Annotated in this window: 2 protein-coding genes; one reads left to right on the top strand and one right to left on the bottom strand. The window is 68.1% G+C overall.

Going from position 1 to position 1,524, the window contains the following annotated elements:
- Nucleotides 1-473: hypothetical protein (locus LLG88_10800; GenBank protein ID MCE5247389.1), on the top strand; the 473-nt coding region annotated here is incomplete at its 5' end.
- A 323-nt stretch (nt 474-796) separates the two neighbouring features.
- Here LLG88_10800 and LLG88_10795 read toward each other — a convergent pair.
- Nucleotides 797-1,162: a DUF4372 domain-containing protein gene (locus LLG88_10795; GenBank protein MCE5247388.1), complete on the bottom strand. Its 366-nt coding sequence runs from the start codon at nt 1,160-1,162 to the stop codon at nt 797-799.
- Between the last annotated feature and the right edge of the window lie 362 nt (nt 1,163-1,524).

Here is a 1,524-nt window from a genome sequence, read left to right as displayed (position 1 = left end):
AAGCGGGGCTCGCCTTTGCAAGCGCGCTCGATGTGCGAACGAAGGAGGCCAATCCGCGCAAGTGGGCGGCCAATCATTACAACATCGGTAATAGCCTTGTGGAACTGGCGGAGTTTGCGCAAGCGTCGGGCGTGGGGACTGCGCGGATGTTGGCGCAGGCTGTCGCCTCGTTCCGGCACGCGCTCGAGGTCTTGACGAAGGACGCCGAGCCGGTGTGGTGGGCTCAGGCGCAGGGCCGCTTAGGTACCGCGCTGGGCATGGAAGCACTTCTGGCGAAAGGCGACGACGCGGCGCAACTCTGGTCGGAGGCAGCTGTTGCGGCCCGGCACGCGCTCGAGGTGTGGACGGAGGATGGGAATCGGCAGAATTGGGTCGCGGCGCAGAACCTGCTGCGCATCGCGCTAAAGCAGCAGGAAAGCCAGCGTCCGCCGACGCCGGGCCGCAGAGCGCCCGCCGGCGCGAGGCGGCGGTGAAGACGTGGACGATTGAGATGAGGACGCCGGGGCGGCGCCCTGTCGTTCGCGGAACCGTCGAGCCCGAGTCGGGCGTCGAGCTCCTGCGGCACTGCGGCGACGAGGAGCTTGCGACGCGCAGCCGAGAGACGACGGCGTTGTGGGTGATCTGTCGCTCCCTCGGTGCGCCGTTCGGGGCGCGCGGCGGAAAGTGGGGCACCGGCCACTTGTTACCAGAGCGAAGCACGGCAGGTAGCCCTCGTGGTCCGTCCGCAGGTGGCGCTTCACCACCCTCTTCGTCCTTCGGATGCCGGCCCAAGCGAAGAGGGCGCGGCACAGGCGGATCACAGTCGTGTCGAGCGAGGAGAGCTTGTCTTGAAGCGGGAGCGTTTCGGCTCGCGTGCAAGACCGCGGCACCGCTCCAGAACGCCTCGAAGACTTCGCGCTAGATTTCGCAGCTCCGATGCTCGTTCGCGGCGGCGAACGCCGCGCTGCGGTGCCGCCCGGCCGCGAGCTTCGGCATTACCGCTGGAGGTCTTTCGCAGCGACTGGGCCGGCGAAAGCTGGCAGATCACCATAGCCACGAACTGCGCCAAGCAGGTGGGTCTCTTTGCCCGCCGGTCCACGGCGCTCGCCCTCGCCGCCGATTCGAATCCGACGCGCGGAGACAACGATAACCGCTGAGCCAACAGGCTCCCTGTGAGTACCATGCGCTCTGCCCTTTCGGGCGTGGCGTCACCCGCTCCGTGGCAGAAGCCATGATCCAGCAGTCAGAGAGGCACCTTCATTTCAGAGCTGTGTGGGGTAGGCGCGGGCTTGATTTCCGCGAAACTGGCGGCGCCGTGTCGCCCCGCTGGGGCTCGGTCTTGCTAACATCTCCGCGGAGCTGCGTCGGGGAGCGGGCCATGCCAGTGCCTGCCGCGTGGTCGACCGCCATGCCGCGCGTCGGGGCGTGGGGCGCGGGAGGGGGGAGCGTGAATCGCGGACTCTTGTTTCTGACGTCGTTGTCGATGTTGTTGTGCGCCGTGGTCGGGCCGGCGGCGGCCGCGGAGGCGCGCCGCGAGATCGCTCT

Source organism: bacterium (assembly GCA_021372775.1).
Classification (GTDB): domain Bacteria; phylum Acidobacteriota; class Polarisedimenticolia; order J045; family J045; genus JAJFTU01.
The sequence above is the reverse complement of the archived record's forward strand: the minus strand, read 5'-3'. Positions and strand labels throughout refer to the sequence as shown.